Annotated in this window: 19 protein-coding genes; 8 read left to right on the top strand and 11 right to left on the bottom strand. The window is 36.2% G+C overall.

Annotated features, from left to right (window positions below; translation table 11 throughout):
- Complete coding sequence (gene mgtE, locus EGI26_RS03245; RefSeq protein ID WP_255076314.1) at nucleotides 1-1,359, top strand: magnesium transporter; 1,359 nt, start codon at nucleotides 1-3, stop codon at nucleotides 1,357-1,359.
- 1 nt (nucleotide 1,360) lies between these two features.
- Nucleotides 1,361-1,813, top strand: coding sequence for a D-aminoacyl-tRNA deacylase (gene dtd, locus EGI26_RS03240; RefSeq protein ID WP_255076313.1), 453 nt, complete (start codon nucleotides 1,361-1,363; stop codon nucleotides 1,811-1,813).
- 83 nt (nucleotides 1,814-1,896) lie between these two features.
- Here dtd and EGI26_RS03235 read toward each other — a convergent pair whose 3' ends face one another.
- The 3 genes from EGI26_RS03235 to EGI26_RS03225 form a co-directional block, all read right to left on the bottom strand.
- Nucleotides 1,897-2,205: a rhodanese-like domain-containing protein gene (locus EGI26_RS03235; protein ID WP_255076311.1), complete on the bottom strand. Its 309-nt coding sequence runs from the start codon at nucleotides 2,203-2,205 to the stop codon at nucleotides 1,897-1,899.
- 12 nt (nucleotides 2,206-2,217) lie between these two features.
- Nucleotides 2,218-3,000 carry a PASTA domain-containing protein gene (locus EGI26_RS03230; protein ID WP_255076309.1) on the bottom strand — a complete coding sequence of 261 codons (783 nt, stop codon included), beginning with the start codon at nucleotides 2,998-3,000 and terminating at the stop codon, nucleotides 2,218-2,220.
- Nucleotides 3,001-3,136: 136 nt separating this feature from the next.
- The gene (locus tag EGI26_RS03225; protein ID WP_255076307.1) at nucleotides 3,137-3,736 is read right to left on the bottom strand and encodes a riboflavin synthase; all 600 of its coding nucleotides are present in this window, start codon (nucleotides 3,734-3,736) and stop codon (nucleotides 3,137-3,139) included.
- Between the two features lie 93 nt (nucleotides 3,737-3,829).
- Between EGI26_RS03225 and EGI26_RS03220 the strand changes: the two genes are divergently transcribed.
- On the top strand, nucleotides 3,830-4,408 hold the full coding sequence (locus EGI26_RS03220; protein ID WP_255076306.1) for a DUF1684 domain-containing protein: 579 nt from the start codon (nucleotides 3,830-3,832) through the stop codon (nucleotides 4,406-4,408).
- Between the two features lie 15 nt (nucleotides 4,409-4,423).
- Entirely contained in the window at nucleotides 4,424-6,844 is a 2,421-nt protein-coding gene (locus tag EGI26_RS03215) for a zinc-dependent metalloprotease (protein ID WP_255076305.1), read from the top strand.
- A gap of 88 nt (nucleotides 6,845-6,932) precedes the next feature.
- On the opposite strand, the gene EGI26_RS03210 is transcribed toward EGI26_RS03215, so the two are convergent.
- The gene (locus EGI26_RS03210; protein WP_255076304.1) at nucleotides 6,933-7,397 is read right to left on the bottom strand and encodes an Lrp/AsnC family transcriptional regulator; all 465 of its coding nucleotides are present in this window, start codon (nucleotides 7,395-7,397) and stop codon (nucleotides 6,933-6,935) included.
- 190 nt (nucleotides 7,398-7,587) lie between these two features.
- Here EGI26_RS03210 and ald point away from each other — a divergent pair, with 190 nt between their 5' ends.
- Nucleotides 7,588-8,703, top strand: a complete 1,116-nt coding sequence (gene ald, locus EGI26_RS03205) for an alanine dehydrogenase (RefSeq protein ID WP_255076303.1) — start codon at nucleotides 7,588-7,590, stop codon at nucleotides 8,701-8,703.
- Nucleotides 8,704-8,773: 70 nt separating this feature from the next.
- On the opposite strand, the gene EGI26_RS03200 is transcribed toward ald, so the two are convergent.
- The 5 genes from EGI26_RS03200 to EGI26_RS03180 form a co-directional block, all read right to left on the bottom strand.
- Complete coding sequence (locus EGI26_RS03200; protein ID WP_310587931.1) at nucleotides 8,774-8,980, bottom strand: hypothetical protein; 207 nt, start codon at nucleotides 8,978-8,980, stop codon at nucleotides 8,774-8,776.
- Nucleotides 8,981-9,135: 155 nt separating this feature from the next.
- The gene (locus EGI26_RS03195; protein WP_255076300.1) at nucleotides 9,136-14,907 is read right to left on the bottom strand and encodes a CotH kinase family protein; all 5,772 of its coding nucleotides are present in this window, start codon (nucleotides 14,905-14,907) and stop codon (nucleotides 9,136-9,138) included.
- Between the two features lie 270 nt (nucleotides 14,908-15,177).
- Nucleotides 15,178-16,278: an N-acetylglucosamine-6-phosphate deacetylase gene (nagA, locus tag EGI26_RS03190; protein ID WP_255076299.1), complete on the bottom strand. Its 1,101-nt coding sequence runs from the start codon at nucleotides 16,276-16,278 to the stop codon at nucleotides 15,178-15,180.
- A gap of 125 nt (nucleotides 16,279-16,403) precedes the next feature.
- Nucleotides 16,404-17,669, bottom strand: coding sequence for a carboxypeptidase-like regulatory domain-containing protein (locus EGI26_RS03185; RefSeq protein WP_255076298.1), 1,266 nt, complete (start codon nucleotides 17,667-17,669; stop codon nucleotides 16,404-16,406).
- Nucleotides 17,632-20,319, bottom strand: coding sequence for a DNA gyrase/topoisomerase IV subunit A (locus EGI26_RS03180; RefSeq protein WP_255076297.1), 2,688 nt, complete (start codon nucleotides 20,317-20,319; stop codon nucleotides 17,632-17,634). Before EGI26_RS03180 ends, EGI26_RS03185 begins: the two co-directional genes overlap by 38 nt.
- 367 nt (nucleotides 20,320-20,686) lie before the next feature.
- On the opposite strand from EGI26_RS03180, the gene pfkA reads away from it, so the two are divergent.
- Complete coding sequence (pfkA, locus tag EGI26_RS03175; protein WP_255076296.1) at nucleotides 20,687-21,661, top strand: 6-phosphofructokinase; 975 nt, start codon at nucleotides 20,687-20,689, stop codon at nucleotides 21,659-21,661.
- Between the two features lie 74 nt (nucleotides 21,662-21,735).
- Here the strand turns inward: pfkA and EGI26_RS03170 are convergent, their stop codons facing one another.
- Entirely contained in the window at nucleotides 21,736-22,500 is a 765-nt protein-coding gene (locus EGI26_RS03170; protein WP_255076295.1) for a YdcF family protein, read from the bottom strand.
- 63 nt (nucleotides 22,501-22,563) lie between these two features.
- Here EGI26_RS03170 and EGI26_RS03165 point away from each other — a divergent pair, with 63 nt between their 5' ends.
- Together EGI26_RS03165 and EGI26_RS03160 are read left to right on the top strand one after the other, a co-directional pair.
- Entirely contained in the window at nucleotides 22,564-23,991 is a 1,428-nt protein-coding gene (locus EGI26_RS03165; protein ID WP_255076294.1) for a TlpA disulfide reductase family protein, read from the top strand.
- A 118-nt stretch (nucleotides 23,992-24,109) separates the two neighbouring features.
- Complete coding sequence (locus tag EGI26_RS03160; RefSeq protein WP_255076292.1) at nucleotides 24,110-25,552, top strand: TlpA family protein disulfide reductase; 1,443 nt, start codon at nucleotides 24,110-24,112, stop codon at nucleotides 25,550-25,552.
- Between the two features lie 40 nt (nucleotides 25,553-25,592).
- On the opposite strand, the gene aroQ is transcribed toward EGI26_RS03160, so the two are convergent.
- Entirely contained in the window at nucleotides 25,593-26,009 is a 417-nt protein-coding gene (aroQ, locus tag EGI26_RS03155; RefSeq protein WP_255076290.1) for a type II 3-dehydroquinate dehydratase, read from the bottom strand.
- Nucleotides 26,010-26,077: the final 68 nt, after the last annotated feature.

Here is a 26,077-nt window from a genome sequence, read left to right as displayed (position 1 = left end):
ATGGCGACTTTCGATTTAACCAAAGAATACCTCAACAGCATTGAAGAAGCCATTTCTTCGGAAAATTCTGAATTTTTGCTTTCAGAACTTGACGAATTATTCCCAGCCGATATTTCTTCTATTCTTTATGAACTTGATGGCGATAAAGCACATCAATTATTTACACTTTTAGACACCGAAAAAGGTGCTGAAGTGCTCTCTAATATTGACTCTGATGACCGGAAAAAGTTCATAAAGGAGCAGTTTACGGTAGAAGAAATTGCAAAATATGTAAATCTTTTCGACTCGGACGATGCCGTGGATTTACTCAACGAGCAGCCAATAGAGGTAAGAGAGAAGGTAATCGCCCTCCTTGAAGACCGAGAGCAAGCGAGATTCATTTTGGATTTATTGCATTATCCTGAAGATGTTGCGGGTGGACTTATGCAGAAAGAATTGGTGAAAGTATTTACCAATCAAACGGTGAGCGAGTGCGTAGAGGAAATCCGCCTTCAGGCAGAAAATGTAGATAAAGTGTATGCTGTTTATGTAGTGGACGCAGAACAAAAGCTGAAAGGTATTGTTTCGCTTAAGCAAATTGTTTTGGCAAGAAAAAACACCAAGATAGAGAATATTTTCGATGATGAAATAGCCTTTGTAGATACCACGCAAAGCGGTGATGAAGTGGCTCAAATCATGCAAAAGTATGACTTAGAAGCCATTCCGGTTGTTAACTCACTAGGTAGATTGTTAGGTGTAATCACGATTGACGACGTCATCGACTTTATCACTGAAAAAGCAGAGGAAGACATTCAGGTAATGGCTGGTATCACGGGTGAGGCCGAAGAAGATGACTCTGTTTGGCACTTAGCGAAAGCCCGTATTCCATGGTTGGTGGTGGGCGTTTTCGGAAGTCTTTTAGCAGCCTCGGTCATTCGTCAGTTTGAAGACACGTTAGCTAGAGTTTCAGCCTTGGCTATGTTTATTCCTATTATGGGTTCTACAGGTGGTAACGTGGGCATTCAAACGTCCTCCTTAATTGTGCAATCATTGGCTGAAAAATCAGGTATCAGTATCGGACTTTGGGAAAGACTCTCGAAAGTTATCAGAGTGGCCTTGATTAATGGATTGGTAGTAGGTGTGGTTACTGGAATTTATGTTTATGCCATCGGTGAACCAAATCTTTTTTGGGTAGTTTGTATTTCTTTGTTTGCTGTTGTTATTTTAGCCTCATTTATGGGTACCATCACCCCTCTTGTTTTAGATAAAATTGGTATAAATCCCGCCATGGCTTCTGGACCATTTATCACAACGGCCAACGACCTCATTGGCATCGGAACCTATTTTTTGATTGCCTATTATCTTTTGCAATTAAATTGATATGATAGCTGTAATTCAAAGAGTTACGTCTTCGTCTGTTATGATTGATGGACTTGTGAAAGGTCAAATAAAGGACGGATTTTTGGTGTTATTGGGCGTCTGCTTGGCAGATACTGGTGAAGATGTAGAGTGGTTGTCAAAAAAGATTTTGGGTCTAAGAGTTTTTGGGGATGAGGAAGGTAAAATGAACAGAGACCTCGCCGATATTGGCGGAAATATACTTTTAATATCCCAGTTTACACTTCACGCTTCTACCAAAAAGGGCAATCGACCGTCATTCATTGAAGCCGCCAGACCTGAGCAGGCTGTCCCAGTTTATGAGAAAATGATAGAAATGTTGAGCGAAGGATTGGGAAAAAGAATCGAAACGGGTATTTTTGGAGCTGACATGAAAGTTTCAATCGAAAATGACGGTCCAGTAACCATAATTATAGATTCTAAGAATAAAAAATAGAATATTACTGATTTGTTGAAAACAAAAAAAAACGTAACCGAATTTTATTCCTATTACGTTTTTTTGCTTAAAAACTTAAATAATTATTCAGAAGCTCTGTAAGACATGATTCCGCCCAATACATTGTGTACTTTTTCGAAACCTTCCGAAATCAGGAAATGCTTTGCTCTGTCGCTTCTTGCACCACTTCTGCAGTGGATATAAATATCTTGCCCTTTCATGGCTTCCAGCTGATCTAAGCTATCTGGTAAGTCACCCAAAGGAATCAAAATTCCGCCTAAATTATCTTCTTCATATTCGTCAGGATTTCTAACATCTACCAGATTGAATGGCTCACCACTCTCTATCATTTCACGCAATTGGTCTACAGAAATATCAAAATTTTCGCTCATTATATTTTCTTTTTAATTGTCAATCGTATTGTCAGGAGCCTCGCCCGATACCCAAATATTCACTGGTGATCCTATTTTTATTTTTTCGTCAACACCCGACGACGGTTGTTGCCTAATTACTGTTCCAGCTGGTTTGTCCGATACTTCGAACGTAACGTTACCTATTGTAAGACCTAGGCCTGTAACCAAAATGTCTGCTTCATCTTGGGCCATTCCTACTACATTCGGCACATCTATACGTTGGTTTCCGTATCCATCGCCTACCACAAATGTTATTTTTGAACCTTTCGGTATTTCGTCACCTTGTTGTATTTCTCGGCCGTTAATTTTTACTGCTAGTACTGTGTTTTCTTCTAAAGCAGCTATTTTTTCTTCACCTTCATAAAGAAGGCCTGAGCTAAGTAATTGGTTTTGAGCACTTGAAGTAGAGCGTCCAATGATGTTAGGTAATTTTACCAATGGAGCCGAAACAGCAGCTACTGTAAGGTATATTTTACGTCCAGTTTTTACGTTTGCTCCAGATTTTGGATAGTTGGCAATGATGCTAAGTGGCTCAGCTCCAGAAACAAATACACTATCGCTTATTTCATAATCGAGGTCGGCATCGTCGAGTAAGTCTTCAGCGGCATCCATACTTAGACCTTTCAAATTTGGCACCTTAACCGCATCCCCATGGTTGGTGCTCCAAGGAAGATAAACAAAGAAAAAGCCAAAAAATAAAACCAAAACAATCGAAACTATGATGGCCAGGTGAATTAAAACGTCGGTTTTAGTATTGGTGCTGTATTTGGGCATTTTTTAGAATTTATATCAAAAGACAAAGTAATTTGTTTTTATACGAAAAACCAAATGAAGTATTTTAGTTCCTCAGCAATTTAATCTCGCTTTTTGCGATTTATTTTTGGTAAAAATAAGATATGGCGTCCTGATTTTACATTTTCCCAATAAAAGGCTTATGCAGTTTAGCTAAGTATTTGCCCACGATATCAAATTCAAGATTCACGGTATCGCCTTCTTTCATTGTATGCATGTTGGTGTGTATCCAAGTATAAGGTATAATGGCTACCGAGAAACCGTTTTCTTTCGAATTAAAAACAGTCAAACTGATGCCATTGAAGCAAATAGAGCCTTTTTCGACCGTAATGTTGCCAACGGATTCGTCATATTCAATATCTATTTGCCAGCTTCCGTCGAGGTCGGTTATTTTCTTGCAAATACCTATTTGATCCACATGGCCTTGCACAATATGTCCATCAAATCTCGCATCGGCTTTCATGCTTCTTTCAAGATTTGCAAAATCTCCTACTTTTAAATTACCCAAACTGGTCTTTAACAAAGTTTCCTCAATGGCAGTCACTTGGTATCTCTTGCCATCAATTTTCTCAATAGTTAGACAAACACCGTTATGACTCACACTTTGATCCACTTTAAACTCACTGGTGAGCTCGCTTTCGAACACAAAACTGATATTGCTCTGATTGGGATTGATTTCTACTAATTGTGCTTTGCTCTCTACTATTCCTGTAAACATCTATTTCTGGTTATTTAAATCGACCCAATAGTTTTACCGTTTGGTCTATTTTACTAATTTTATGATTTACAAAAATAATCATTTTTTAAGTTCATGAATAAATTTATTATTGGATTGGCGGCTTTGGGTATTTTGGGGATAATCGTTTATTCGCTTTCTGGAACACCTACTTACCATGACATAACACACAAGGAGTTTGAAACTTACAAGGAGAACCTCCAAAACATGGAAGACAGCCCAATAAAGGAAAAAGGTACTTTTGATTTCTTTGAACCCAATGAACAATGGATAGTGGAGGCGGATTTTGTGCCTTCAAAAGCTAACCTGGACTTTAGCATGAACATGACGGATTCATCAAAAGTAAGTGCAAAGCTTGCTGGAGAGGCCACTTTTGAGAAAGAAGGCCAGAAAATTAAAGTTCTGATTTTTGAAGAAGAAACCAATTATCTTTTGCCATTTACGGACAAAACCTGCGGAAAGGAATCTTACGGTGGAGGCAGATATGTAAACATCCCTAAAGATGACCTAGATGGTACAAAAATCACAATAGATTTTAATAAAGCCAGGAATTTTTACTGTGCTTACACCGAATCTTACATTTGTCCGATACCTCCAAAAGAAAACTTCATAAATACCGAGGTCAATGTCGGTGAGAAAAATTACATCAAATAAACTAACCAAATACCAATGAAAAAAAATGTACGCTTCATCATTTTAGTTTTATTTATACCTCTGTTTACTTTTGCTCAAGATGTTGATAGTCAACTGAAAGATGCAAAGAAAATAGAAGGCTTTTTTACATTCTATTGGAACGAAGCCAAAGGGAAAGTCTTCCTGGAAGTCAAAGACTTAGGTCAGGAATTTTTGTATTATCCTAGCTTAGCTCAAGGTTTGGGTTCTAACGACATCGGTCTTGACCGAGGCCGTTTGAGTGACGAACACATTTTAAAGTTTGAGAGATTGGGCAACAAAATAATGATGATGGAGCCGAATTATAAATTCAGAGCCATTACAAATGATCCTTTGGAAAAGAAAGCGGTTGATGAGTCTTTTGCAAAATCAATTCTTTTTGGGTTTGAAATTCTGAAAAGTACTGATGGTGTTTTCTTGATTGATTTCACACCTTTTTTGCTAAGAGATGCACTGGGAGCGGCCAAAGATATTGCCAGCACCAAACAAGGAACTTACAATTTTGACCTCTCGAGATCAGGGATTTATGCACCTATGTGTAAGTCTTTTCCAAAAAATACAGAGTTTCAGGCAGTCATAACACTTGGTGGGAGTGGAGCAGGAAGCTATTTGTCAGAAGTAGCTCCGAACACCGATTTTGTGACGATGCACCAGCATCATTCTTTTGTGAAATTGCCCGAGCCGGGTTATAAACCTAGAGAATACGACCCGAGAATCGGATATGGCGGTATAGAATTTTACGATTATTCATCGCCGATCAATGAGCCAATTATAAAGAAATTTACCTCTAGACACAGATTACAGAAAAAAGACCCCTCTGCCGCTGTGAGCGAGGCGGTAGAACCGATTGTGTATTATCTAGATTCAGGAGTGCCAGAACCTATCCGTTCGGCTTTGTTCGAAGGTGCCACTTGGTGGAACCAAGCTTTTGAGGCAGCGGGTTATAAAAACGCTTTTCAAGTAAAAATGCTACCTGCAGATGCCGACCCAATGGATGTGAGGTACAATTTGATTCAATGGGTGCACCGCAGTACGCGAGGGTGGTCTTATGGAATGAGCGTAATTGATCCCCGTACTGGTGAGATTTTGAAGGGAAAAGTTACGCTGGGCTCATTAAGAGTGAGACAAGATTATATGTTGGCTCAGGGTTTGGCAGGAGATTTTAGTCCTGGAAAAAGCGATTCTTTGATGAATAAATTGGCTCTGGATAGGCTCAAGCAGCTATCGGCTCACGAAATCGGCCATACGTTGGGTTTACCGCACAATTATATTTCGAGTATACAAGGCCGTGCTTCGGTAATGGATTATCCGCATCCGTTGGTTTTTTTGAACAATGGAAAAGTTGATTTGTCAGAGGCTTATGCCATGGGCATTGGCGATTATGACAAAACCTCCATTACTTGGGGTTACCAGGATTTCCCTAAAAATGTGGATGAAAAGGCAGAGCTGGAGAGAATAGTGAAGAATATGTTTCGCAAAAACCAACAGTTTTTGACCGATCAAGATGCCAGACCAGACGGCTCGGTGCATCCGCAAACCCACCTTTGGGATAATGGTGGAGATGCCACTGACGAACTTAAGCGTCTCATGGAATTGAGAAATCATGTTTTGAAGAATTTTGATGAGAAAAAAATACCTCAAAATGCCCCAATGACTACTTTGGAGGAGGTTTTTGTGCCAATGTACATGTTTCACAGATATCAGGTGCAGGCCGCTTCAAAAGCCATTGGTGGAGCCTTCTATACCAATGCCCTCAATGGAGATTTGCAGAAAACTTATGTGCCTGTAGATGCTGCTGCACAGAGGAAAAGCCTTTCTGTGCTCTTGGAAACTATTCAGCCAGAGTTTTTGGCCGTTCCGAAGCAACTGTTGACACTTATTCCCCCTAGACCTTTTAGATATCCAGCCAATCCAAAAGAGACCTTTAAACGTCACACAGGAATGAGTTTTGATGTACTTTCTCCTGCCGAAAGTGCCGCACAATTGACTCTGAGCTTGATGCTGGAGCCGAGAAGAGCCTCTAGGCTGGCCACTCAGCAGATTTATGATAAAACTTTGCCGCCGTTTTCAGAAGTTCTTACCAGAATGACGAGTTCAATTATAAAGAATGAAAGCCTTTCTAAAAATAATTATTTAGGTCAAATAAAAAGAGTAGTAGCCGAAATGTATGTAACAGAACTCAAAAAACTGGCCAACGATGCGGTGGTCAATCTGGAAGCAAAAAGCAATGTGATGGCAGAATTGAAGGATATAGAGACTTATTTTGCGAAAAATCAGGCTATTCTCGGTGGTTTTGGAATTTATATGGATAAACTAATAAAAAGTACAGACGCAACTGCCGATAAAAAATCGTTCTTTATTGCCCCAGATGGTCAGCCGATTGATGAGGATTATGATTGGTTAGATTGCGGGAATTGATTTTGGTGACTGGTTAATTCGTTACTGGTTATTGGTCAAATCTACTGGATTTGGTTTTTAGAAATTCCAATGCTTTGAAATGAGTCTTTCAAAGCATAATCTCGGTTGTACTCTTTACTTCCGACATTACAAAAAAGGAGTTTATCAATGAAACTCCTTCAATGGTAGAAAGCTTCATTTGGTGAAAATTGTGGTAGGCTTCCATGTCTGCCACAATTATTTTTAATAGATAATCAAAACTTCCTGAAACGAAATTGCACTCCACTACCTCTGGAAGTTGTTTTATGGAGATGTCAAATATTTGAGAAACTTCGCGTGTTTGCCGAATGAGTGTAACTTGTGAAAATACAGTAAGTCCTACACCCAACATTTTTTTGTTAAGTATTCCCACATATTTTTCTACCACTCCCTCTTGTTCTAAACGTTTGATTCTGTCATGAACCGGACTGAGAGAAAGGTTGATTTTTTGAGCAATTTCTTTGTAAGTCAGCGTAGAATTGTGTTGCAAAAGCATTAAAATCTTTTTGTCTATGTCGTCTATCTTAATCTTCATCCGAAAATATTTCTTTTTTCTTATTAATATTTTTAAATAATCGTAAAATATTCTGTTTTTGAAGTAAAATTAATGGTTATTTTCTTATTTTGATGCTCTATGCACAAAAATATTCTTTATAATATAATTTTGTTCCACATTTCAAAAACAATAAGCATCGGCACGTCGCAATGCATTCTCAACAAACTACATGATTCTCGGGGTACCAAAAGAAATAAAAAACAACGAAAACAGAGTAGCCATGACTCCAGCTGGGGTCATGGAACTAGTTAAGTTTGGTCACACAGTTTTTATTCAAAAAGATGCAGGTTTTAACAGTGGTTTTGTGGATGCTGAATTTATATCAGCTGGAGCCACTATTTTAGATACTATCGAGGAGGTTTATGAAAAAGCCGAAATGATAGTAAAGGTGAAAGAGCCCATTTCTTCGGAATATGGTCTCATCAAAAAAGACCAATTGGTATTTACTTACTTTCACTTTGCCTCTTCTGAGCCACTTACACATGCCATGATCAAAAGCGGTGCAGTTTGTTTGGCTTACGAAACTGTCGAGAAAATAGATCGATCTTTGCCTTTGCTGATTCCGATGTCGGAAGTGGCGGGCAGAATGGCCATACAAGAGGGTGCTAAATACCTTGAGAAGCCACAAAAAGGTAAAGGAGTTCTTCTTGGAGGTGTTCCGGGTGTGCCTTCAGGAAAAGTTTTGATTTTGGGTGGTGGAATAGTAGGTACACAAGCAGCCAAAATGGCCGCAGGCTTAGGAGCTAGAGTGGTGATAATGGATATCAGTTTGAATAGACTCAGACAATTGTCTGATATAATGCCGGCCAATGTAACTACCATACTTTCAAACGAATACAATATCAAGGAAGCTGTAAAAGACGCAGATTTGGTAGTAGGTGCCGTGTTGATTCCTGGTGCGAAAGCTCCACATTTAATAACCAGAGACATGCTGAAGTTGATGAAACCAGGTACTGTAGTGGTAGATGTGGCGGTGGACCAAGGTGGGTGCATAGAAACCTGCAAACCTACAACTCACGAAGATCCTGTTTTTGTTATTGACGAAGTGGTTCATTATTGTGTTGCAAATATGCCGGGTGCTGTGCCATACACTTCTACTTTGGCTTTGACCAACGCCACTTTGCCTTACGTATTACAGTTGGCCAACAAAGGTTGGAAAAGAGCTTGTACCGAAAACGAAGAGCTCAAAAAAGGACTTAACGTTGTAAACGGAGCTGTGGTTTATAAAGGAGTGGCCGATGCTTGGGCTTTAACGCTCAGCGAGTTAGAAGATCAATTTATTTAAGGATTTCCCCAAACGTTATATTTTTTTGTCATGATAAATCCCTGAAGTTTTCGGGGATTTATTTTTTTGTTTAGCTGTACGCTTCAATTAACAGAGAGGTTTCTTCTTCGGTAGAAATATCAGGAAAGTTAATCTTACATCTTCTATACCAATATTTTGCGTTCCATTCGTCACCTTCAATTCTGTGAAGTAATGCATGTAATCGGTCATAGTCTGGATGCCCCTCGTTAGATTGTGCTACGTTATGTGCAGATTCCCAATCGCCTTTTTGTAGCAAAATTAATGCTTTTAATATTGTTTGTTTTATGTTCATTTTAGATTATAATATTTGTATATATTATTTTTTCAGAAAATAATGAAAATTAAAAACTGTTGATATTCAAAAATACTTTTTTGATTTATCAAATCACCATTCAATTCAAATATTTTAGATTATTTTTTTATAGTGATAAAGTCTGAATAGATTTTATTGTCATTTTTCACTTTTAGTGCATAATAGTAAGTACCATCCATAGTATTGTATTTCTTAGTTTCGTCGCCACCAACCCCACTCCAATTTATGTGATTACCCACTTTGTCTGTATCATCAAATGTAGCAATTTTGACTCCCCAACGATTGTAAATCTCTAGAAACTCCAACACAATACCATTTGGTATAAATATCGTTAGTTCATCGTTTATTTTATCGTTGTTAGGTGAAAAACCACCATTTACTATTATTTTGTCTCTATAGCTATGAGCAAGATTGATAATAGTTGGGTCGGAGTATTGCGGAATAATCTGAAAACCATTGTTAGAAGTGTCTGTTACAGTTTGCCCATTGTTGGATTGTGCAGAGATTGTAACGTTATGGAAAAAGGGTCCTTCAATCTCTTGGTAATTGATGTTTATGGTATAAAATAGCGTATCTATTTGCGATGGTTTCATGCTGAAACTTTCATTTGGACTCAATAAATCGATGTTCTGGATTCCGTCAAAATCTTTATTTATATTTAATAAAGAGGTCTTACTTACCGAAGCGTTTCCAATTTTATTTATCAAAACATCTTTGCCAAAACTTTCAGCTAGGTTATTGATTATTTTTATATTTTTCAAGTCAGTTTTGCCAATATTTTTTATCAATACCATGAAAGTGAATCTTTGATTATAGGCATTGGTTTTTGTTGAATCTACTATCGTTTGCGAAGCCGCAATGCTACTTAAGTTTGAAGATTGATCAAATCTTAATACAGTGGATTCATGGTTGTTTGTAAAATTGCCATCTTTGTCTGGGTCAGGATTTTGTCCTTCTGTAGAGATATCGAGCAATTTTTCTTTAGAAAATAGAAAGCCATTTAAGTGAAATTCTGTTTTGTCTGACTTGCTCAAGTCTATTCTGAAAATTATTCTAATTCTTTGTTTTGACTTTGACTTTAATATACTTAAGCTGTCGATTAATATTTCTGAGTTTTCAGCTTTTCCTGTGTAGTCTTTGTTTATTGCAAATCGATCCTCGGTTTCAATTTTCAAGTTTTCTGAGCTGAAACTTGCACCATTTCCAAAGGCTTTGTTTAGGTTTAGGTTTAATTGTATGGGAGAAACGTCCTCCTCTCCTAAATTCTCTATAAATACATCGATGCTTTTTTCAAACAAGTCATTAGTAATAGACTTTGTTTCTCCCTCAGATATGCTCAGTCCTACGTTGTTCAGTGAGTTAAGAGTGAGTTGATAACTATTATTTTTGAGGTCAGGATCATTCTGATCGAAACCTAATATTTTAGATGAAATAATACTCAATCCGATCTGATTAGCTTTTATTTTAAATTTTATTTTAGATTCATTACCAATGCTCAATGACGATATATTGAATAGTATTTTTTGGTTTATATCCTTTCCGATACTGCTATTTTTTATGTATTCGAAGTTCCATGGGATGTCCACCTCGGCGATTATGTTGGATGCTCTGATTTTGCCCTGATTTTTAATTTTTAGTTCAAGTTCTATTTCTTCTTCTTTGCCGAATGTAGTTTTCGGAGTTACAATTTCTATGACCAAGTCAGCAGAGTTTTTTATGTCATTTTCTATAATGGTTTTATTGCACTCACCTGCCCGCACATTTATTTTTGATGCTAGGGATGTGCAGCCCTCCGTGGTTTTTTTATAAACATAGTATGCACCCGGAACTATATTTTTTGTTGTCGAAACTGGGCTTCCAGTGAAATTATTGGAATTATGAAAGACATATAAAATATTATCTGCTTTGATACTGTCCAAAATAGCCTGTTTTAAATCAATTTTTGGGTCTGAGCAGTCATAGATAAGTTCTGCCAATGTATTAGGTGCTGACTCAGGCTCGTTCACCTTGATGTATGCAGGATCTGACCAATCTCCAAAACAATCTCCACCAATAGCCTTGCACCTCGTTCTAAATATTAACTCGCCTTTTTTTTCTGCTACTAATTTTAAAACTTCACCACTTATATTATTAGACCATTCCACCATTCCATCACAATTTTCTGCAGTTAAATAAACAGTCTGACCAACACAAATATGCGGCGAGCTAATCTTTATTTTTGGCTTATTTGGAGGCCCAATGTTTATTTTTTTTATTAAGGACTCATCGCTATTACATTGATTTGAAAAACAATTGGCTGTGTAACTTGAATTTTGATCGGGTTTTACGATTATTTTTTCTCCGGATAACCCATTCGACCAAAAAACTTGCCCCGAACAGAAGTTTGCTCTTAGTGTAACGGATTCTCCAATGCATATTTTGTCTTTACTAGCTTCAATTTGTGGAGCAGAGGTTTTTGAAACTCTAGATATCTGTAATGTGTTTGAGTTTTCAGAAATTCCGCAGCTGGCACTGCAATAAGCATAGTATCTGCCTTCGGTAACAGTTATTTCTCTTCCCATATCACCATTTGACCAAAAAATGGTTCCGTTTGTGCAACCATTTGCTCTAAGCAGTAGTTTTTCTGTTCCACATATTTCTGTTTTTTGCGAACTAATGGCTGGCTTTTTTGGTCTAATATTTGAGAAATTATCTGATATAATCTGAAAACTGCTGCTCTCAATATTAAAATTATTTGTATTTGCTAAGTTGCTGTAGGTTTCCGTAATCGAACCAGTTAGGTTGCTACTAGGTTTAATTATAGGTTCATCGAGATTGGTTTCAAAAATAATATCGTCCAAACCCAATTCATCTCTGGTGCCACTTTTCCCTTCTCCAGTATAATAGTATTTCCAAAAAAACTGAACGTATGGTTGGTTTATAGTGATTTTCGGTAAGGCTATTCTTTCGAAAGTTGATGAATGGCCTACTGTGGCTTTTCCTGTATAAGAAGTTTTAAGGTCTATTTCTTTAAAGTCGTCGGTTACGTTGATTCTGTAAAGTAATTTTATTCCATACTTACGGTCTCCAGGTACAATGGTTTTTGCAGTCCAAGAAACCCATGCTGAATCAATACCTATTGTATTTGTGGCGATTATTAAACCTCCTAATTGTCCAAAAGGATAACCCTCGTTTTCAGATGGCCCTCCTGTATTTACAAATGATATTCCCTCTTTTTCTCTACCTACTACCCTCGAACGATTCAAATGGTTGTATTCGCCAGAAGTGAATCCTGCAATTTTTGAATTCAGTGGAGGGTCTTTTTGATTTAGGAAAACAAATTTTGCGTTTGGTGGTGAACTACCTTTTGCTGAAAACGAACTCCACTCTTTCAAGAAATAACCGCAGTCTGCAAGTGAAGTAGGAGGTATATTGTTTTCATCTGCTAAAGCGATTTGCTCAAAGTAGGCTGTATAGTTTTGGTTTTCGTTTAAAAATATGACCAATACGCTGTCTGTTAATTTTTGGGTATTATGCTCCCAGTATAAAAATCTATGACCAGCTAAAGGTTTGGCTATGATAGTAAAAGGTATCTCACTAAAGTATTTCCCTTCCCATGAACCATCGTTTTTTAGAAACACGCCAGGCTGTTCGGCAGTTATATCTATAGAATTCACTCTGATATAACCCATTGAGTTGTCAGTTGAAGCTACATTCAATGTTTTTTCATTGAATTGTCCGAAACTATTTTTCAAAAACTGTCTCGTGCTTTCAGGACGTTCGGTTAGGTATTTTTCTACTACCTTACAATTGGCTTCCCATTGAGAAACATTACTGACCGTGTTCCACCTACTCAAATGGTTAGGTATTTCAGGGCCATATCTTTTAGTTAATGTGTTAAATATTTTAAGCGAATTTGCTTTATCAAAGGTCGTATTTAAGTGATCTTGAAACCTAAGTATAAACCTTTTTTTAAAATTTTGATTTTTTATAAAGGCTTTAAAAATACTGTTCTCTGCTTTCTCTAAAGCTATTTCAAGAGCATCATGTTGGGCATTTACTATCATTCCCAAACTTTTGTCTGCATCATAAAATAAGTATCGCCACCTCCCATCCAAGCCATAAGGAGCAAAGGGTGCAAAGTTTGGCGTTTTGTTTCTCCAAAGTCTTACGTTGTTTTGTGGCCAGTCTATATTTCCCACAAATATTTCTGCTATCTGATAGTCTATCAAGCTCTCTGGGTCAAGAAATGATACAGCTATTTCATAGTTTTGATTATTGCTTAAGTCATTGTTGTTTATAAAGTCAATCATTTTATTGTAATGGATGTCGTCACCATATTCGGTTTCATCAGGACCGTTCCAAATGACTTTTCGTAAATCAATATTTTCTAAGTTTACTCCATAGTGCTTGTTTAGATAATATTTGTCTAGCCGTTCTCTGATGTTTTGGATACCCCAGTATTCTCCATTAATATAAACTACAGAAGGCTGCGTTTTTTGGCTTCCGAAATTTAAGTGAGATACCAAATCATGTACAAAAACATCCCTTATTAAAGTGCCAGTATAGTCATCTCCTGAGTTTCTAAGAATGAAATTGTCTTGTATTAGATCAGGTTGTCCCTGAAAAAAAGGAAATTCGTCAAAGTTGTTTTTGCCGTATAGTCGGATACTTTTATAAGGAATTGACCTAGAGCAAGCACCATGGATTTTAAAGCTAATGTTTTGATTTACAGCTTGCTTTTCTGATCTAAATAGTTCGAAATTTACGGGTTTTTCGAAAAGATCGCCTTCATTTGTGAAGTTTCCGGGGGTACAAAAATCAGAAATCGAACTTGGATTCTTAATCCTATATTCTTCAAAAAGTTTCCCTGCGGTGTAGACTCCATTTTCGAATGAAAACAAATGATCTTCTTGGATATTCAGTGAAATGATATCGAATTCGGGGTTTTTGCTTTGATTTTTATCCAGAAAATAAGTTTCAGTAACTATTTCGCTATTTAAATATCCTGATTTGGTGGCTACCGCTCTTATCACAGTGGCTTTAGGAATAGGAAAAGTAGGAAAATAATAGGGAGAATAATGCCATGTAGACGATATCTTACTTAATTTGTTAGGTATGTCTTTTTTATTTTTTATTTCAATCGCCGTTTGAAATATTTTGCTCTTGAATGTACCTGTCAAAAGTGACCCACTTGACTGTCCTGGCAATTCGGCGTATTGATTTTTGTAAGAATAAGTTTTACCACTAAGACTTGATGCGTCCGGAATGGAGCCATCTTCTGTATAAATTAATCTTACCGTGGGGTCTTCATGAGTAATATTGAGGGTAAAAGCATTGTCATAAAATCCACCTTTTTTAGAAAAAATAGGTGTACTTAATGCTCCTAAATAAGTGGCAATTCCCTTGTTTGTTTTATTTGGGCTCGGTTCCTGAAAATACTTCAGGTCTGTTCCAGCATCTACAGTTCTACCATAAGCTATATCTTTTCGTTGATTTTTGAAGTCTACCTGATTAATAATTTTCAATTCGGGATTTGAAAGTATAATGGTTTCATTATCGGATGATAATGAGAAGGAAACATGGTTTTCTCCTCTTGAAGGAAAACCACTGCACCAAAGAATTAAAAAACCTTTAGGGTTAATTTGAAGATTTCCTGAATTGCTTTTTAGTTGAAATTTATCAACCTTTTCGGGGTTGTCGCTCAAAAAATAATTGTTCAAATCAACTATCGAATTGCCAGCGTTATAGATTTCAATCCAATCAGAATATGCCCCAGAGTTATCTTTTATGATGCTAGAATTTGACGCCATAATCTCATTCACCACAATTTGGGTGAAACCAAAGTGGTTTAGGAAGAGCATTATGAGTGTAATAATCCTAGCTTTCATTTTTATATTATTAAGAATCACCCATTGACCAGTGCTTTGGGTTTATTTTATTAATGAAAGCACAAAGCTAGATTTTTAAAGATGGCTCTATTAACACACTTTCAGTTTTTTATTCAGCGGTTAATGCCTTAAAATGAGTAAGTTCTCATTTGGTTTAATCAATAATTATTCCAAAAATATTTTCCTCCAAAAATTAATGTAGTATTGAGTGGTTTTTATTGTAAATATTGAAAAAAAAGATATTACAGAATTTTCAAAAAAATATGAAAATTAATATTCTATATAGGTAAAATTATCCAAATTACTTGAAAATGAACAGAACTTAGCTCTATTGCCAATCTCGATATTACCAATTGTTTCATTTATGACCTTAGCTGGAGTAGATGTAGCCATCCGAATAGCATCTTTTGTGTCTATTTTTAGCCATTCTTTTGCATTTTTTACAGCATCAGCTATAGAAATTGTTGCTCCGGCAAGGTTACCATCGGAGTTCATATAGTTGCCATTTTGAAGGAATGCATCAAATTCATCCCAATTAAAGTTTTGCTTCTTGTGGTTTTGAAACAGTGCATCAGAAATTAGAAATAATTTATCTTTTTTTAGTTTAAATGCTAGTTTTGAGGCCTCCAAAGCCACATGGACATTATCTAATATGATTGGCGTAAAAACGTTTTCATTTGCTAATGCAGCTCCAGCCAGTCCAGGTTCTCTGTGATTAAATGGAGACATGGCGTTGAATAAGTGAGTTACTAAGTTTATTCCTAATCCAAACGCCTCTTGAGACCTTTCAAAACTTGCATCAGAGTGTCCTAAAGACACCTTTACGCCCGATTCTAATAACATGTGGAGTTGATTGTTTGTGAAGTTTTCAGGTGCAACGGTAATCATTCTGAGGTGCTTGCCACCAAAATCAAGGATTTCTCTCAGTGTTTGTTCATCAGGAATCTTGATGTATTTTTCTAGGTGAGCTCCTCGTTTCTTTACAGAAATAAACGGCCCTTCGAGGTGCATACCCAAAATTCCGGAGTCTGTATTGGTCAAACAATAGTTTTTTATAGCCGAAAGTCCCTCAAATATATTTTCAATTGAGGATGTGATAAGTGTCGGCAATACATATCCCACTCCATTTTTTTTTGCAGAAAACTCAATATCTTTTAGTGTTTCCGCATTGGGTAAATGTGTAAAATGATACTCTTCGCCACCATTTATATGTAGATCTATCAAAGCGGGGGCTAAATTTTCGAAATCAAAAGCCGTGGTATTTTCAATAACCCCAATAGATTCTATTCTGCCATTGGAGATTGTAATTGACTGATTTTCTGCCTTCTGTGTTCCTGTATACAGATTTTTGCAAGTTATTGTATGCTTCATATTTTGGGCTGAATGTTTTTTCGCAAAATGCAGTTTTTTTTTGTCTTAGAACCAAATTTTAAATTCACTAAGTCTAAGTTAGCGATAAAACTTAATTATTTGCTGAAGATAATCACAAAGTACGGCTATTTTATTTTCTGAAGGCTATTAGATAAAGTCATGGCTTCTTTTGAGCTTATCAGATGGTTATAGGGCGTCCAATATTCATCATCTAAAGTTTTTGAATTCGAGAAATTATTGGTTGATAATAGAATTTCATTAGGAAATATGCCTGATTTGGTGAGAGGTAAATTTTCAAACGCCACATAACGCATCAATATATGCGTGTCTATTTTATATTTTTTGTCAAGTCTGTCTTCAAAATTTACGTCGAAATCTACCCTTGATTCTTGCAAACACCATTTGTTTTGGAACTTTCTGTATTGAAAAAAAGCACTTGTTGCACTTCCCTCTATTTTTACAGCCCCGGTTTTGGTATCTATTAAATCTTTTATTCCATTTTCGGTCAATTTGTATTCTATCCTAACTATAGCTTTTGTTTCAGGCTCTAAGTATATAATTCCTTCTTTTGCCCCTTTTGTTTTGGATTTTAATGGCCAAAAATGAATAATAAATAAAGGTAGTCCCTCAAAAGTAGTCATGAGAGAGTCTAGTCTGAAATCGTATGAATCCATCTGTTTCTTTTGCAGAAAATCAGGGATAGTTGTTTCAAATGATCTGCAAACCAAATCTGAGCCATTCTGAAAACCCCAGCCTTCAATTTTTTGAGTTTGTCCTCTCCAGTCTAATCTTCTACCCCTTAGTAGTTTTACTTTTTCTATTTTAGGTTTTAAATTTGGAAATCTCTCTACTCTGAGAACTCCTTCGTTTACTTTTATAGCTCCCACCGTAGGTAGGTTTACCTGCTCTAGATAAAATCCATTCTGGTAGTATGGGGCATTATTATAATTAGTAGGAATGCTATCAATGGCCGCTTGCAACATAATTCTTACATCAGAGAGTCCATAATTAGCGTCATAATTTGGTATTTTTTCAAGAAAGATTACATTGTCAATACTTTTTAGGTTATTGGCTTTGAAAGTGACACTTCTATAACCGAGTTGAGATACGATTACTGTAGAGTCCAAGCTCAAGTTTGGAAACTGAAAAATAAAATCTCCATCAAGATTCGGAGCAGTACCATAGCCCGTGCTAGGAATACAGATATAGGCTTGGTTAAGTGGTGAATAACTTTCTCTTTCTACAATTTTGCCTTTAGCTATAAAATATCCTCCTTGAGCAGAAAGTTTATTGTTGACGAAAAGAATGAATGCACATAGTAAGAGTCTTTTTATGGAGAACCTTATATTTTTTTTAAAAAAGTCCCAATTGCTCCCCTTCATGTGTTGCATTGTTAGATTTGTTTTGATCGTCAGATGGTAGGTCTGGTAATTTTAATTCCTGATCCTCACTTTCTGTGGTTTCTTCATTCTCAATCTCTAATTCTTCATCGTTTTCTTCTATATCAGCATTCGCAATCTCCAATATTTCTTCTTCTTCTCCTTCTTCCTCTTCTATTTCAGGATCTAAAGTGTTTATTTCCACAATTTTATCATAGACCAATTTGTTTCCAAGAGCTTTCCATCCTTTCACCTCAATCATCTCATCCACTTTGAAAAGTTGAGTTTCAACCTCTGATTTTCGTTGTTTTTTGAATTTTATTTCAATTCTTGGACGCTTCTCAAAAGAAGCCATTAAAAGCTCTGAACGGTTATGATCGGTGATAAACATAAATTTTTTATCCAGCGTAGATGTCTCGATAAGAAAACGTTTGATATGATAGTTTTTCTGGTCACCGTCGTAATAGATACATGAGATCGCCGTTTTTTCGTCAAACTTAGCAATAGTATGTACTTGTCTTGGGTCATAATGGTTAGTCAATTCAAAATTTGTGAGTTCGTATTCACCAGTTTTATAGATGACCAGTATTTTGTCTGTCGCTCCAAAATTACCCAAATACATTCCGTGCTCATCTTTGTTAATTCTACCCAAGGCACTCGTGTACCAAATATCCACACCACCTAAGGTAGATTTTCCTGCTGTTTTAAATGCAATCTTTCTAACGGAATATTTGGTGACTAAATTGCCCATAGCGGAGCGATTTTTGATCAACAATTCCGCAAAGTCGAAGTCAAATACTTTCTTTTTTGCGGTTGAGCTGGCCGTGAGATTGATGGTAACAATCTCAGCTTCACCGTTTTCGTTGGCAGAAAAATATAGAATTTTTGATCTGGGAGAGCCTTTGGTTATATCATACTCTTTATCTCGAGTGATACCAGTTACTGCAAAACGCTTAGCAAAAGTTCGTCCAGTTTTGCCATCTAGGTAGATCACATTGTAAATCCTCCTTTCGTCGTTTTTACGAAAAACCGAACACGAAATAATATCCTTACCTACAAATACCTTCTCTTGGATTTTTACGACAGAGAGTTTGCCGTCGGCCCTAAAGACAATTATATCGTCTATGTCAGAGCATTCCATCACAAACTCGTCTTTTTTGAGTCCATAACCTACAAACCCACTGGCTCTGTCTACATATAGTTTTTGGTTGTTGGCTGCTACTATGGCCGCCTGTACTTCGCCAAACTGCGTTATTTCAGTTCTTCGTTCTCTGCCTTTTCCATATTTTTTGATCAAATCATGGAAGAAATTTACCGTGTATCTTACAATGTTGTTGAGGTTGTCTTCTACCTCAAGAAGTTCTTCTTCGAGGCGTTTCATCAATTCATCTGCCTTGAAACCGTCGTATTTCGAAATCCTCTTGATTCTGATTTCGGTAAGCCTCAGAATATCTTCTTTGACGATTTCCCTGTAAAAATCTTTTTTGAAAGGCTCCAAACCTAGATCAATAGTGTCTATAACTGCATCAAAAGTTTCACATTCTTCTATGTCTCTGTATATCCGATTTTCGATAAATATTTTTTCTAAAGAGCTGTATAGAAGCTTTTCCATTAGTTCAGATTTTCGTATCTGAAGCTCTCTTTTGAGTAAAAACAGCGTTTGGTCGGTAGAGCTTTTTAGTATTTCGCTTACTCCCAGAAACCTAGGTTTCTGGTCTATGATCACTACGGCATTGGGCGACACAGACATTTCACAGTTCGTAAATGCGTACAGAGCATCTATGGTAATGTCAGTAGAAGTATTAGGAGCTAAGTGTATAATAATTTCGACATCTCTCGCTGTATTATCTTCTACTTTCTTTATTTTTATTTTTCCAGCATCGTTGGCCTTTATAATAGATTCTATAATACTACCGGTGGTAGTCGAAAAAGGTATTTCTGTTATTTTGAGGGTTTTTTTATCTGCTTCTACAATCTTTGCCCTCATTTTTACCTTGCCGCCTCTTGCACCGTCATTGTAGTTGCTCACATCCACTTGGCCGCCAGTCAAAAAGTCGGGATAAAGCAAGAATGTTTCTTTTTTTAAATATTTAATAGAGGCATCACAGAGTTCTATAAAATTATGAGGCAATATTTTTGTAGAAAGCCCTACCGCAATACCTTCTACGCCCATTTCTAAAACCAACGGAAATTTCGCTGGTAGGGTTACGGGTTCTCGCTTACGGCCGTCATAAGACATTTGCCATTCTGTGGTGTCCTCATTGAAAAGTACCTCCAAAGCAAATTTTGAAAGCCTAACTTCAATATATCTGGGGGCAGCTGCGGAGTCACCGGTTCTGATATCACCCCAGTTTCCCTGAATGTCAAGTAGCAATTCTTTTTGACCAATATTTACTATTGCATCACCAATAGATGCATCACCATGGGGGTGAAATTGCATAGTAGAGCCAATCACATTAGCCACTTTATTGAAACGTCCATCGTCCATTTCTTTTAACGCATGGAGTAGCCTTCTTTGCACAGGTTTTAGTCCATCTTCTCCTGCTGGAACGGCTCTTTCAAGAATTACATAAGAAGCATATTCAAGAAAATACTTCTCAAACATGTCATCTATAACATCGTTTTGCTGGGTAGGGTCGTAGTTAGCACTCTCGTCGCTCATCTATTTCAAATACTATATTCACTTTAGGCAAATATAGGGAAAATATGGATTTTTTTAAAGTTATGCTATCAAATTCGGAGAATCTTAGCAAATTTGGTTGAAAAGGAAAGTTATAAAAAACCTTAGTGATTGAAATTGAATATAAATTTCAAATGGTTGATTTTTTTTGGTAGTTGCAAAATTATAAGGAAATTACAATACAATGTTTTTGTGTGATTTTATCACTTTTCCAATAATGTTTTGTAAAATCAGAATAATCAGAATAAACTTTCTTCAAAATAGGGTAGGGCAAAATAAAATTAAGTTTTTAGGTTATAATAAATCTCCTTATTTTTGCCCTTAATCAAAAAAAGCAGAATAGTAAAGGATGAAAAAAATAGCGGTTTTTACTTCGGGTGGAGATGCTCCAGGAATGAACGCCTGCATTAGAGCAGTGGTGCGTGGAGCTATCTATCATGGAATTGAGGTTTACGGAATTAGAAGAGGATATAATGGAATGATTTCGGGAGATATTTTTGAAATGACCTCCCAGTCTGTTAGTAATATAGTTCAAAGAGGTGGTACTGTGTTGAAATCGGCTCGTAGCAAAGAGTTCATGACTCCTGAAGGTCGTAAGAAAGCTTACGAAAATCTTATGGCCAATGGAATTGAAGGTTTGGTAGCCATTGGGGGTAATGGTACATTTACTGGAGCTGAGGTTTTTTATAATGAATACCAGATACCAACCGTGGGTTGTCCTGGTACTATTGACAACGACCTTTATGGAACAGATTATACGATAGGATTTGATACAGCTGTAAATACTTCACTGGAGGCCATTGATAAAATCAGAGATACAGCTGACTCTCACGATAGAATATTTTTTATTGAAGTAATGGGGCGGGATTCAGGATACATTGCTATTCAATCTGGTATTGGTGGCGGTGCGGAAATAGTTATGGTGCCAGAAACACATACTCCGCTCAAAAAAGTGGTTTCGACATTGAAAGAAGGTTGGACAAGGTCAAAGTCATCGTCAATAGTTGTAGTGGCAGAAGGAGACGAAGAAGGTCATGCAGCAGAAATTGCCGAGAAAATCAAAGAGCAAGTAGGAGATAAGTTAGACATAAGAGTTACTACTTTGGGGCATATTCAAAGAGGAGGCTCACCAACGGCTTATGATAGAATTTTGGCTTCAAGAATGGGCCTTGCTGCTGTTGAGGGTTTGATGAAAGGACATAAGAATGTTATGGCGGGTATTGTCAACAACGATTTGCTCTATACACCGTTTATTGATACTATCAAAAAACAAAAACCTATTCATGATGATCTTCTGAGGATGGTTCACATTCTAAGTATTTGATTTAATGTATTTTGTATAGAAGACCTTTTTTAGGTCTTTATTTTTAAACTTTATTTAAATAAATTGCTAAATATTTAAATAAAGTTCATGGCTTTGTATACAATTAGTCCAACTGCTTCATTTACAATGGTCTCTGCATCATTGAAGGTGTCTGAAGAAGGGATTAAGTCTTGTATTTTGAAACCATATGTATCAGAAATTGGGCTTGTGGCATACCAATCGGCTTTTAGTTTTTCTTTTTCAAAGCATGCAATAGCTCTTTTAAGATGGAAAGCCGATGTAATAACCAATACCTTTTCATTGTAATTTGATAAAATCAACTTGCAAAATTTTGCATTTTCATGTGTATTTACGGCTCGTTTTTCTTGAATAATATCTTCAGGATTTACCCCCACTTTTAATAAAAAGTCTCTGCTTTTGTCGTTTTCGGTCGGAATTCTTGTATCGATTCTGTTAAAGCCATCCCCTCCAGAAATTATTATTTTGCTAATTTTTCTAGCCATATATAGTTCTGCGGTTTGCCAGAGTCTATCTCCTTGCGACCCTAAATAAATATTATCGCCAATACTTTTTGATTCGTTTACAAGTCCTCCAGATAGAACAATACCGTACTGATATTTTTTAGTCTCAGAAATTTCATAAGTGGGAAATTCATAGGCTTTTATCACTTGATTTACTATGGCTGGACATGAAAATAAATACAAAATCACAAGAAAAGCAATTGCTAAGCGTTTCTTTTTGGTACGATTTTTAATCGATATACTGAATAAACCAAGAATAAATAAGATTCCGATTGGTTTTGCTAGGAATGAAAATGTTTTGGAAAGAACAAAAAACATAATGAATTGTTAAATTATATAACCAAATTGGTTAATTTTTTAAATTTGCAAAAAAAATACTGTATGAAAAAATTTGGCCCACTAGTTTTAATTTTCTTCTCTTTTATCGTTTCAACTTTTGCACAAGAAAAACCCGCATATCATATTTCTGTTAAACTCAATGGAGTTGAGCCAGGTAAATATGTTCACTTAGCACATTACTACGGATATAATCAATATTTAAAAGTAGATTCGGCAAAATCCGAAAACGGAATTTTACACTTCAAGGGCTCGGAACCTCTTAAAGGGGGTATTTATCTAATTGTTTTGTCTCCAGCTAAATATTATGATATTGTTATAAGTGGCACTGAGTCGGAGTTTGCTATAGAGGCTGATACCACTGATTTTATTAAAAGTGTGAAATTTACTGGTACAAAGGAAAATGAAATTCTGTTTGGGTATAGAAAATTTTTGGCTGACAAATCTGAGGTGGCTATGGCTATTCAAAAAGATATGCAAACGCAACAAGACCCTGCCGCAAGTGAGTTAAATAAAACAAAAATGAGGAATCTTCAAGAAGAGGTTTCAGCTTATATGAAAAACGCAGTTACTGTGAATGAAAAAACTTTTGCAGGCAAAATAATAAAGGCCAACATAGAGCCCGAGCTCCCGAAAGAGGCTCCTTTGTTGCCAAATGGAAAGAGAGATTCTACTTATTTGTTTAATTTATACAAGAAGAAATTTTTTGAAAACATAGATTTTTCAGATGAGCGAATGCTACGTACGCCTTTCATACAGTCTAAAGTAGAAAAGTATTTTAAGGATTTGGTTTATCAAGTGACAGATTCAATTAATGTTGATGCGGACAGAGTACTTAAGCTTTCCAAGAAAAATAAAGAAGTATATAGATATGTCCTTTGGATGGTAACTAACAAATATGAAAACATAGATATAGTTGGACTCGATGGTGTTTTTATTCATTTGGCTGAAGATTATTATTTAAGGGATGCAGATTGGTTGGATAGCACCCAAAGGGCTAAGTTTCAAGAAAGAGTTAATGTTTTGAAGCCTATTCAAACGGGTAAAATTATGCCCACTTTGATTTTGTCTGATACACTTGGTGTAGAACAAAACTTGGCAAATGTAAAGGCTAAATATACCATTGTGTATTTTTACAGCCCTGATTGCGGACACTGCAAAGACCATGCTCCTGAACTTGTAAAGTATTATGACGAAAACAGAAGTAGAGGAATAGAGGTGCTAAATGTAGCGGTAGATTATGAGTTGGACAAAATAAAGAAGTTTGTGAGTACCTACAAGACTGGCAAAATGAGGAACCTTTGGGATTCCAAAGGAAGGTACGTTTTTAGGAATAAATTTGACATTTATTCTACTCCAACCAGTTACATTCTTGACAGTGAAAAACGAATTCTTGGTAAGCGAATTCCAATAGAAGAGTTTAATAAATTTATAGAGTTTCATGAAAAAAAATCTGAGACTCAGAAAAAATGACGATTTCGAAGCCAGTGATTCTGGCTTTTTTTTTGTGATTATATATCTTTTAACATTTTGTTAAATAGTTGTGGCACAAAACTTGAATCTTCAAATTAATATCTAATTAGAATAAATAATGTTTCGTAGATTTTGTCTTTTCACTGTTAGCTTGTTAGTTTCAGTGCTTTCAAACGCCCAAGAAAATTTTGCCTATAATATAAAAGTAAAATTTAAAGGGATTGAAAGTTCCAAGAATGTACAGTTGGCTCACTATTATGGAAACTCTCAATTTCCTAAAGTAGATTCTGCTAAGGCAGATAATGGAGTGATTAACTTTAAAGGAAAGGCAGAGTTACAAGGGGGAATGTATGTGATTGTACTCTCTCCTACAGTGTATTATGATTTTCTTATAAGCGGAACGGAACCTCAGATGACTATAGAGGCCGATACTGCGGATTTCCTTAATACAGTTAAATTTACTGGCTCTAAAGAAAACGAGATATTGTATAGCTACCGCAAGTATTTGGCCGAAAAGACCAAAAATGCAATGGAAATTCAAAAAATTCTTCAAAGCAGCAAGGAACCCTCGGTTTTGGAGGAGAATAGACAGAAAATGAAAGCCATGCAGCAAGAAGTAAATGCTTACATTAAGAATACCATAACAACTAATGAAGGTACGTTTGCTGGGAAAATTATAAAAGCCAATATGGAACCTGAGCTTCCTACAGAGGTGCCATTGCTGCCTAGCGGAAAGAAGGATTCCACATTTATGTATAGAACTTACAAAAAGAAATTCTTTGATAATGTGGATTTTTCAGACGAAAGAATGTTAAGGACTCCATTTCTCCAAAACAAGGTAGAAAAGTATTTTAAGGATTTGGTGTATCAAGTTACTGATTCTATTAATGCAGATGCGGATAGAGTTCTTCATTTAACCCAAAAGCACAAGGATGTATACAGGTTTGTTCTGTGGATGTTAAGCAATAAATACGAAAATATTAATGTAATAGGTCTTGATGGTGTATTTGTGCATTTAGCCGAAAATCATTACCTCAAAAACGCGGATTGGCTTGATGCTACTCAAAAGGCAAAGTTTCAAGAAAGAGTAGATATTCTAAAGCCAATTATTACTGGTAAAACAATGCCACTTCTTATACTACAAGATACCTTAGGAAGAGATGTAAATCTCATGGATATCAAATCTAAATACACCATAGTTTACTTCTACAGGTATGATTGTGGTCACTGTCAAGACCATGCCCCAGATTTGATGAAGTTTTATGAAGAAAATAAGGACAAAGGCTTCGCGATTTTTCACGCTGGGACACATGAAACAGGAGATATGAAAGAAGAATTAGAAAAAACAAAAGGCTTTATTAAAAAATATAAAACCGAGAAATTAATCAATGTCCTAGATTTGAAACTTAGGTATGACTTCAGAAAAAGATATGATGTCTACAAAACCCCTACAATATTTTTGCTAGATAGCGAGAAGAGGATATTAGCTAAAAGTATTCCCTTAGATGATGTAAAAGGCTTTGCAGAGTTTCATGAAAAGAAAATGGCTGCCAAAAAATAATTGCTCAATTGCTATTTGCTAAAAATGAATTGCCTAACAACTAAGCAGTGAAATGTCTGATAGCCAGTTCGTAGCCTTTTAGCCCAAGGCCACAAATAAGTCCTTTGCATTTTGGCGTCAAATAAGAGTGTTTTCTGAATTCTTCTCTAGCATGAATGTTTGAAATGTGTACTTCAATCGCAGGAGTTTTAACGCCACCCAATGCATCTGCAAGAGCAACAGAAGTATGTGTCAAACCTCCCGCATTCAATACAATGCCATCATAGCTGAAGCCTACCTCATGAATTTTGTCAATAATGAATCCCTCATGATTAGACTGAAAATATTCAAGTTCTATATCAGCAAATACAACTTTTAATTCCCCAAAATAATCTTCAAAACTTTTACTTCCGTATATTTCGGGTTCACGTTTGCCCAAAAGATTGAGATTTGGGCCATTGATAATAATTATTTTCATAAATAAATTAGAAATCGATGCAAAAAGTACTTTTATTATCTTTCGATTGACAAATATCATAAAATATA

This window comes from Lacihabitans sp. CCS-44 (assembly GCF_024343735.1).
In the GTDB taxonomy this organism is placed as follows: domain Bacteria; phylum Bacteroidota; class Bacteroidia; order Cytophagales; family Spirosomataceae; genus Leadbetterella.
The sequence above is the reverse complement of the archived record's forward strand: the minus strand, read 5'-3'. Positions and strand labels throughout refer to the sequence as shown.